This is a genomic window from Hyphomonas sp., from assembly GCF_041689225.1.
In the GTDB taxonomy this organism is placed as follows: Bacteria; Pseudomonadota; Alphaproteobacteria; order Caulobacterales; family Hyphomonadaceae; genus Hyphomonas.
In genome coordinates this window covers 1-9365 of sequence record NZ_JBDNGN010000136.1, presented here as the reverse complement: position 1 = coordinate 9365, position 9365 = coordinate 1, and the positions used below count along the sequence as shown (strand labels likewise).

7 protein-coding genes are annotated in these 9365 nt (G+C 61.1%); 2 read left to right on the top strand and 5 right to left on the bottom strand.

Annotation, left to right across the window (positions count from 1 at the left end):
- From dapD to argB, 4 genes are all read right to left on the bottom strand, one after another.
- The coding region (gene dapD / locus ACESNB_RS13860; protein WP_373008307.1) for a 2,3,4,5-tetrahydropyridine-2,6-dicarboxylate N-succinyltransferase at positions 1-827 on the bottom strand (827 nt) is incomplete at its 3' end.
- Positions 824-1597, bottom strand: coding sequence for a pyrimidine 5'-nucleotidase (locus ACESNB_RS13855; protein ID WP_373008305.1), 774 nt, complete (start codon positions 1595-1597; stop codon positions 824-826). The genes dapD and ACESNB_RS13855, both read right to left, overlap by 4 nt.
- Positions 1587-2624, bottom strand: a complete 1038-nt coding sequence (locus ACESNB_RS13850) for a DUF1036 domain-containing protein (RefSeq protein ID WP_373008303.1) — start codon at positions 2622-2624, stop codon at positions 1587-1589. Before ACESNB_RS13850 ends, ACESNB_RS13855 begins: the two co-directional genes overlap by 11 nt.
- Positions 2599-3495, bottom strand: coding sequence for an acetylglutamate kinase (gene argB / locus ACESNB_RS13845; protein ID WP_373008301.1), 897 nt, complete (start codon positions 3493-3495; stop codon positions 2599-2601). The genes ACESNB_RS13850 and argB overlap by 26 nt, the downstream gene beginning before the upstream one ends.
- A 148-nt stretch (positions 3496-3643) precedes the next feature.
- Here argB and ACESNB_RS13840 point away from each other — a divergent pair, with 148 nt between their 5' ends.
- Positions 3644-5800: a penicillin acylase family protein gene (locus ACESNB_RS13840; protein WP_373008299.1), complete on the top strand. Its 2157-nt coding sequence runs from the start codon at positions 3644-3646 to the stop codon at positions 5798-5800.
- Between the two features lie 84 nt (positions 5801-5884).
- Here ACESNB_RS13840 and ACESNB_RS13835 read toward each other — a convergent pair whose 3' ends face one another.
- Positions 5885-7846 carry a TonB-dependent receptor gene (locus ACESNB_RS13835; protein ID WP_373008297.1) on the bottom strand — a complete coding sequence of 654 codons (1962 nt, stop codon included), beginning with the start codon at positions 7844-7846 and terminating at the stop codon, positions 5885-5887.
- Positions 7847-8158: 312 nt separating this feature from the next.
- Between ACESNB_RS13835 and ACESNB_RS13830 the strand changes: the two genes are divergently transcribed.
- Positions 8159-8950, top strand: a complete 792-nt coding sequence (locus ACESNB_RS13830; RefSeq protein ID WP_373008295.1) for a DUF2189 domain-containing protein — start codon at positions 8159-8161, stop codon at positions 8948-8950.
- Positions 8951-9365: the final 415 nt, after the last annotated feature.

Below are 9365 nucleotides of genomic sequence, written 5' to 3'. Positions count from 1 at the left end.
TAGTCCCGCAGCAGTTCGTTGACGCCGGTCTTCGACCGCGTCTGCGCATCGACGGTTTTCACAATCACCGCGCAAGCTAGGCTTGGCCCGCCATTCTTGTCCGGCAGCGTGCCCGGTACGACGACGGAATAGGGCGGCACATAGCCATAGGTGATGGCGCCGGACTTGCGGTCAACGATCTTGGTCGACTGGGTGATGAACACGCCCATGGCGATCACCGAGCCTTCGCCGACGACCACCCCTTCAACCACTTCCGACCGTGCACCGATGAAGCAATTGTCCTCGATGATGGTCGGGTTGGCCTGCAGCGGCTCCAGAACGCCGCCAATGCCGGTGCCAGCCGAGATGTGGCAATTGGCGCCAACCTGCGCACACGAGCCAACTGAGGCCCAGGTGTCGATCATCGTGCCTTCGCCGACATAGGCACCGATATTCACATAAGACGGCATTAGCACCGCGTTCTTCGCGATGAAGGCGCCCCGGCGCACGGCGGCGGGCGGCACAGCGCGGAAACCGGCCTCGCGGAATTCCGTCTCGCCCCAGCCCTCGAACTTCGACGGCACCTTGTCCCACCAATTGCCGCCGCCCGGCACACCGGCAATCATGCCATTGGCATTCAGGCGGAAGGACAGGAGCACGGCTTTTTTCAGCCATTGGTGAACGGTCCAGCTGCCATCGGCTTCCTTGCTGGCAACGCGCGCCTCGCCCCGGTCGAGCAGGTCGAGCGCAGCATCGACGACTTCGCGAACTTCGCCCTTTGTGTCGGTCGATAGTTTGTCGCGGCCTTCCCAGGCGCGGTCGATTACGTCAGCAAGGGCATGGGTCATGTCTGGGTCTCCGGAGGACAGGCAGGCTTGAGTGTTTCCAGCGCCGCTTCAAGGAAAGCGGCGAGGTCGCCCGTCACATAGTCGATGTGGCCCAGCCCGTCATCCCCCAGAACGTCCGCAAGGCTTGCAGGACGCGCCTCGATCGGCTCGTGGCTCCAGTCTTTTTCCGAATGCACGAGAACCGTGGTGAAGCCCGCGTCTTTAGCTGGCGCGAGATTACGGGCCAGGTCTTCAAAAAAGATCGCCTCGGTCGGCTCGACATCATGCATCTTGCTGAACGCCGCATAGGAGGCCGGCCGAGGCTTTGGTGCGTAGGACGCGTCCTCGATCCCGAAGCTCCCGTTGAATATATGCGCCAGGCCCATTTTCTCGGTGACACGCTCGGCATGCCGCCGCGAACCATTGGTGTAGACGAACTTGCGGCCCGGCAGCGCCTCCAGCACGGTACGCAGCAGAGGCAGGTCCGGCAGCGGAGACAAGTCTATTTCATGGACGTAGCTTAGGAACTCTGCTGGATCTATATTGTGGACTTCCATCAGGCCGGAAAGCGTGGTGCCATGCTCGGCATAGTATTTTTTCTGGATGATGCGGGCATCCCCGCGCGGCAGGTTCAGCAACCGCGACACGAAATCCGTCATCCGCGTGTCGATCTCGGCGAAGAGATCGCATTCGGCCGGATAGAGCGTGTTGTCGAGATCGAACACCCAGTCGCGGACATGCCCGAAACTGCCGAACGGTGTCAGGTGGACGCCGGCATGCCTATCGCTCATTCGCGCTGGCCTTGGCGAAGTCGCGCTCGAAGAATTCGAACACCAGCTTGCGGTCGACCGGCGCTGGCGTTGCGGCGAACAGGGCGGTGCGATAGGCTGAGGGTTCGCAATCGTCGCGGCCGACAATCGCGAATTTCGAGCGCCCGACACAAAATGCATCCGACGCCTTGGCCAGCGTGCGCAAATTGTCGCCATCCTCCATCTCGCCATACACGAAATGGTCAGACCCGCTCAGCGGCCGGTCGATCACGCGCGAACAGCCCCCCGCCTCGAGCATCCACCAGCCCCGGCTTTCCCAGCCCTCGGAACCGCGCCGCGCAATCGCGCTCCAGATACGGTTCTTGGTGCGATTGCATACGGTAAACCCGACCGCACGGCCGCGTTCCTTGGCGACCTGCTCCAGGAAATCGATCAGGTCGGATTCCGACGTCGTCGCGGGCAGGCCGTTCTTTTTCAGGAATTCGGCGATTGCGGTGTGGGTCTTGTGGCCGATATTGCCGTCGATCACCCCGGACACGACCCCGGCTTCCTCCAGCAGGCGCTGGATACCGGCGGCTCGCGCCTTGGTGGAGTCGTAATTGTCGATCTCGGTGAACGGCGTGACCCAGCGGGTCCGCCGCGTGATTTCGACCGCCCGGAAGCCCCGCGCCTCAAGCCCCATGGCCGCGCATTCCGGCGGGCTTTCAAGCGAAAAGCTGCCCGTCGGGTCGACGCAGAGATCGGTATTGCCGCCCCACTCGCGCACGCCGCCCCGGTGGGCCGATGACGTGCGGGCATAGACGAAGTGGAATTTCGGCTCCAGCGGTCCGGACAGGGCGAGCTTGCAGCTGCCCGGTTGCAGCTTGATCCAGCCTTCGATCGTGATGCCCGCGCCTTCGGGCCGGCCAATCGCCGCCTCGATGATATAGCTGGTACGATTGCACAGCGACCAGCCATCGGCATTGTCCTGCGCCTGGGCACCGCTGCCAAATGCCATGAACGCGCCAAGCACGCCGAGAAGTCTAAGAAACGAGCGTACCTGCGCCATGTTCTGTGAATAGCTCCATGAGGAGAGCGTGCGGCGCACGCCCATCAAGTATCACAGCCGCCCCGACGCCATGATTTACGGAATGCGCGGCAGTTTCAAGCTTGGGAATCATACCACCTGCAGCTGTGCCATCTGCGATCAGTCCCGGAATGTCCGCCACCGGGATTTCCCGGATCAGGTTTTTCTGCTTGTCGAGCACCCCGGCCACGTCCGTCAGCAGCAACAGGCGGCTCGCGCCCAGCGCCGCCGCCAGGGCCCCAGCCGCGGTATCGGCATTGATATTGTAGCGCGCACCGTCACGGCCGACGCCGACTGGCGCCACGACAGGAATCAGCTGCGAATCATTGCGCAGCATCACGTCCAGCACGGTCGTATCGATCGCGCTCGGCTCGCCGACAAAGCCGAGATCGAGCACCTGCTCGATATGGCTGTCAGGATCCTTGCTTGTCTTGGTCGCCTTTTCGGCGCGGATCAGGTTGCCGTCAGAGCCGGACACGCCGACTGCCTTGCCGCCCGCCTGGTTGATCGCCCGCACGATGGATTTGTTGATCGGCCCGGACAGGACCATTTCGACGACTTCCATCGTCTCCTCGTCGGTGACCCGCAGGCCGCCCTTGAATTCAGAAACGATGCCCAGCTTTTCCAGCAGCTTGCCGATCTGCGGGCCGCCGCCATGCACGATCACCGGATGGATGCCGAGCGCCTTCAGCAGCACGACATCGCGCGCAAACCCCGCCGACAAAGCCGGGTCGACCATGGCATGGCCACCATACTTCACGACGATGGTCTGGCCCGCATATCGCTGGATATAAGGCAGGGCCTCGGACAGGGTTTTGGCCGTGAACTGGGCTTGTACAACAGGGTCTGTCATGGGGCGGTGCGCCATCCTTCGCGATCAATGCGTGTGGGCCAGCCTCATAAGGCGCTTTTCAGCCCAGCGAAACCCTTCCAATCGGCACGCGACAGATCGGCGTCGTGGCGCTAGGCTGTCAAAAAGACCAACTGGCGGGGAAGACACCATGAAACGAATCCTGACGGGCGCTGGCGCCCTCTTGCTCATCGTCCTGATCGGCGCAGGCATCTATCTCTGGGACCCGCTGCCCGCCAACCCGTCCGCCAGCGTGCTGGCCGCCAATGCCGCCAACTACGACGTTGAAGTGATCCGCGACGAATTCGGCGTGCCGCATATCCATGGGGCCCGCGACACCGACGCCGCCTTCGGCCTCGCCTATGCCCATGCCGAGGACGATTTCGAGACGATCCAGGAAACCGTCGCCGCAGGCCGGGGCGTGATGGCCCATTATCGCGGCAAGGACGCCGCCCCGCTGGACTATATTGTCGCCCTGCTCGGCGTCTGGGACACGATGGATGCCCGCTACGCCGCCGGCGTGCCGGATGACGTGAAAGCCATGGCCGAAGCCTATGCGACCGGCCTCAACCTCTACGCGGCAGAGCACCCCAAGGCGACATGGCGCGGCCTCGCCCCCTTCACCGCCGAGGATGTCGTCGCCGGCTTCGTGTTCAAGACGCCCTTCTTCTACGGCCTCGACGAAACGCTGCTCCACCTGTTCGGCGAAGACTATACGCAGGCCATCGCGCTCGATCCGGCAGCGGGCCGCAAGGCCTTCATGATCGGCCCGAAGACGATGGCCGAACGCGGCTCGAACGGCATCGCCGTCTCGGCTAGCCGGGCCGGCGACCATGTCACCCGGCTCATGATCAATTCCCACCAGCCGCTGTCCGGTCCTGTCGCCTGGTACGAAGCGCAGATATCGTCCGATGAGGGCCTCGACATTACCGGCGGCATCTTCCCCGGCACGCCGGTCATCCTGCACGGCTTCAACGCCAATCTCGGCTGGGCCAATACAGTCAGCGCGCAGGATCTCGTCGACACCTATGTCCTGACCGTGAACCCGGACAATGGGAACCAGTACAAGCTCGACGGCGAATGGGTGAATTTCGCCGAATCCACCGCCACACTGCACGTCAAACTGGTCGGTCCCTTTGCCCTCAAGGTGAAGCGCAAGGTGCTCCGCTCGGCGCATGGCCCGGTCATCGAATCAAAGCACGGCACCTATGCGGTCCGCTTTTCCGGCATGGGCGAAATCCGCCAGCTCGAACAATATTACCGGTTGAACAAGGCCAATGACATGGACGGCTTCATGACCGCCATGTCGCTGAACGCCCTGCCCAGCATCAACTATATCTATGCCGACAAGGACGCCAATGTCGCCTTCATCCACAATGCGCAATACCCGGCCCGCAATGACGCGTGGGACTGGTCGGGCGACATGCCGGGCGACCGGTCAGACCTGATCTGGCAGGGCTATCGTCCGTGGAGTGACGTGCCGAAACTGGTCAATCCCGTGTCCGGCCTCGTCTTCAATTCCAACAATACGCCCTACAGCGCCACCGACGGCCCAGACAATCTCCGCCCCGAGGACTTCCCCCAGTCCATGGGCCTGCAGACCAACCAGTCGAACCGGTCGCTGCGCATGATCGAACTGACCGACGGCAAGACCCCGATCAATGAACCGGACCTGCTCGCGCTGAAATTCGACACCGCCTATGCCAAGGGGTCCGAAGCGGCTGACCTGATCGCCCGGGTGCTCGAGATCGACTGGAGCCAGGAACCGGAATTGGCCGAGGCGGCCAAACGCCTCGCCGCCTGGGACCGGAAGATGAATGCCGACAGCCGTTATGCGGCCCTCGGCGGCCTGACCGTGCTGCGCGAAGTCACCGCGAAATATACCCAGCTGCCCGCCCCGAATCCGGAAACCGCTTTCCGCGAGGCGGTCGAATGGCTGACTGTCCACCATGGCCGAATCGACCCGGAATGGGGCGAGGTCAACCGGCTCGTGCGCGGCAAGGCCAGCCTGCCGATCAGCGGCGCCGCCGACACGCTGCGCGCCGTCTATCCTGAAGCCATGGGCGATGATGGCGAACTGCACATGACCGCCGGCGACACATGGATCGCGCTGGTCGAATGGGATGCAGCCGGCCATCAGCAGGCGCGCGTCATCAGCCCCTATGGCAGTGCCACGCTGGACAAGGCCTCACCCCATTATGCGGACCAGGCCCCCCTCTTCGCCGCCGAAGAATGGCGCACCGCCCACCTGACGTACGAAGACGTGGTGGCGAACGCGACGCGGACGTATCATCCGGGGAGGAATTGACCCGGCATCGCTAGCCAAACGTCTGGCCGCGTTCGATCCCGGGGAATATCGGCCGCAAGGAAAGCTGGCGATGCGCCTGCCTGATCAAAACCTGGTTTTGACTGTAAACCGCGCATTGAGCGGCGCACCGGGGGAAATGTTATTGTCATTGTGTGCTGCCGGGAAATAGTCCTCGTCCAGCACATTCTCGATGTTCAGCTGCAGCGCCGTGCCATTGCGTATCGTGTAGAAAATGGCCGCATCCACCCGGGAGAATTCCGGCACCGTTACGGCGTTGCTGGCGGACGCAAACTGTTCGTCCTGATAGGTGACGCCAAGGCCGAAACCGAGTTGCGACGACACATCATAGCGGTTCCAGAATGAAAACATATGCGCCGGGACCTGGCCGCGCGTCGATCCGTCTTCAAGCTCCGCATCGAGATAGCTATACCCGATATCCACACGCCAGCGATCGGTTGCCTGGCCGCCAAGCTGGACTTCAAACCCTTGTGTTTCCGACGTCGTGACAAAGCTGTCTTCACCATCCGCCGTGCGCTCAGTTGTATCCCGGTCAAGCTTGAACACGGCCGCCGTCAGGCTGAGACCGGATCGCATGTCCCACTTGATGCCAATCTCCTGGTTGTTGAATTCCTCGGGCGCAAGCTGCGAGCTTGCATCGCTCAGCTCCAGGAACTGATCGCCTGATCGCGGCAGGAAGGATTTGCTGTAGCTCGCATAGGCGGACACATTTTCCATCGGCTTGTAGATAATGCCGATACGCGGCGAAATCTCCTCATCGGTCCGGCTGAACCGCGCAGTGTTTTGAATGTCATTCACATCAATTTCGAACTGGTCGAATCGAACCCCCGCAATCAATTTGAAATGCTGGCCAATATCGATCTGGTCCTGGGCATAGAGGGACAGGACCTGAACATCGGACCGGCGGTTGCGAACCGGATTCGAAAACGCAAAGGCTGGCAAGGCCAGCGGGCGGGCCACTGCTATCGTGGTCTGATCATCATTGGTGTCGGAAAACACATTGTCGTTACGCGCATTGGCGGACTGCTGATCGGCATATTCGGCCCCGATCAGCAGCGTGTGGGCAAGGCCGCCCATCGCAAATTCAGAGACCAGGTTGGTCTGCAGGATCCGGTTCTCACGCGCCGTTTCATCCTGGTACCCGTCCAGAGTGACTTTATCGGCAACGGCGTCGAAGCTCGCAGCATAGATGTTTTGGTACATGTTGTCATAGTCGGCATATTGCAGCGTCGTATTGACCGACAGCGACTCTGAAAAGCGGTGATCCAGGCGCACTTTGGCGATATTGGCCTGAAGGGTCGTCCGGTTCCGGTCCGGGCTGCCGAAGAAAAACGTGTCGTAGTCCGCAAGCGGCGCGCCCGACCCGTCCGATGGCACACCCCGGTCGACAACCCGGTCATCATCCACAAACTCATAGGACAGGAGCAAGCTTGTGTCCGGGCTCAACCGGGTGGCCAAAGTCGGATTGATTGCAAACCGGTCGCCACCGAACTGATCGCGGTGGTTGTTCAGCGATTCGGCGAACGCATTCAGTCGAACGGCCGAGGCTGCACTAATCGCCGTATTGTAATCAATGGCACCCGATATCTCTCCAAACGTATCGGCACTGAGGGACAGGCTGGTAATATCGGCATCAAAATCGGGCCGCTTGATCGCGCGGTTCACGACCCCGCCGCCGCCGCCGCGGCCGAAGATCATCGCATTTGATCCGCGCAGGATTTCAATCTGCTCGACATTATACAGTGGTCGGAAGTACTCCACATCGTCACGCAAGCCATCGATGAAAAAGTCTGCCGTCGAATTCTGACCGCGTATTGTGATCTGGTCGCGGTGGCCTTCGCCCTGACCAATCGACGCGCCGGGAGTATAACGCAAAACATCACCTATATCGGTGAAGGCCTGCTCGGCAATTTGGTCGCTCGTCACCACGGAGAGGCTTTGCGGCACGTCGACAATCAGTGTTTGCGTCTTGGTGCCACTGAATTTCTCATTGGAAAGGTAGGTGCCAAAGACAGCAACTGTGTCCATCACCCGGGTTTCATCCCACTCCCTACCACCGTCGTCTGCCAGAGCAGGAGAAGCTGTGAGGGCAGACAAGCCCAGAGCACCGGCAGTTAGGAAACGCATGAGACAGAAAACCTTCTAATTGAGAATGAGTTACATGCGCGCTCATGTCACGATTGAGAATGACTTGCAAGTTTGGTGAGAATGACTTGCAAAAATGCCGCAGGGTCTGCCCGGGCGCCCGCTCTCCCATCTGCCCCCTATGCGTACCTTTCCTTACTTTCGCCCGGCGCTCACACTGCTAAGCTTCAAAGGAAAATGTTCTGGGAGGAAAGCATGGAGCCGACGACAACGCATCTGCCGGCCGTCAACACGGTTGGCCTGACCGCGCCGTTCGGCTGGCTCGCTGGCGGGTGGGCCGACTTTCGCAAGGCCCTCTGGCCGTGTCTGGTCTATGGCGCCATCCTGGTGGCGCTCAGCCTCAGCCTCGCGATGGCGCTCTATTTCGCGGGCGCGCTACGCTGGCTGTTTGCGCTGGCGGCGGCTTTCATGCTGGTCGCGCCGATGTTCGCCATGGGGTTGTACAAGACGGGCCGCATGCTGGAGCAGGGCGAGCGCCCGCGTGTCGGCGACATCCTGTTAGTGCGCTCTGCCTTCCGGCAAGACCTCATGTATCTCGGGCTCGCGCTGTTCCTCGTCTACTCGTTCTGGGTCGAGGCATCGCAAATCATCTATGGTCTGTCGACTTACAGGGTCCACAAGACGCTGTCCGAGCTGCTGACCTTCATGTTCACGCAGCCGGACGGCCAGAACATGGCCATGGTCGGCAAAGCCGTCGGCGGCGTGATCGCGTTCCTCGCCTTCTCGCTGGTGGTCGTGTCCGCGCCGATGCTGCTGAACGAGAAGACGAATGTCTTCATCGCGACGATCACCAGCGTGCGCAAGATCGCGCAGAATTTCCTGCCAATGCTGGTCTGGGCCATGCTGATCGTGGCCCTCACGGCGCTTGGCATCACCACTGGCTTTCTCGGCCTGATCGTCACCTTCCCCGTCATCGGCCTCGCCAGCTGGCGCGCCTATCGCGAGCTTGTCCCGTCGTCACGCGGCGACATGGAGCAGGCCGTGTAGGCACAGGTGCCGAAGCGGACATAGCGGCGGGATTCATCAGAGCACAGATTCTCGTCAAAGCCGGTCATCGGCTGCTCCTGGGCGAATGAATGCTTACGAGCAAGTACCAGAGGTTGCCGAACGATCAGGATCGAGAATGCATATCGTACAATCGTCAGGAAGACGACCTGGTATCCTGCGCTGCGCGAATGACGGCGCGGCGTTCTCGTGGCCCAGAGCCTGCTGTGCGGCGAATAATGGAGACTGGTTTGCATTCGCCAGACGCCGCTCAAGTATACATTTTTTAGTAATCATGCGTATAGTCATGTGAGAATTGTTCGAAATAGAAGTTGTCGTGATGTTCGGAAAAAAACCTCGGATAAAGCAGGGGCGGATTGATGGGGTCCTCAGTCAGCATAAACCGCCCATCGCGCAT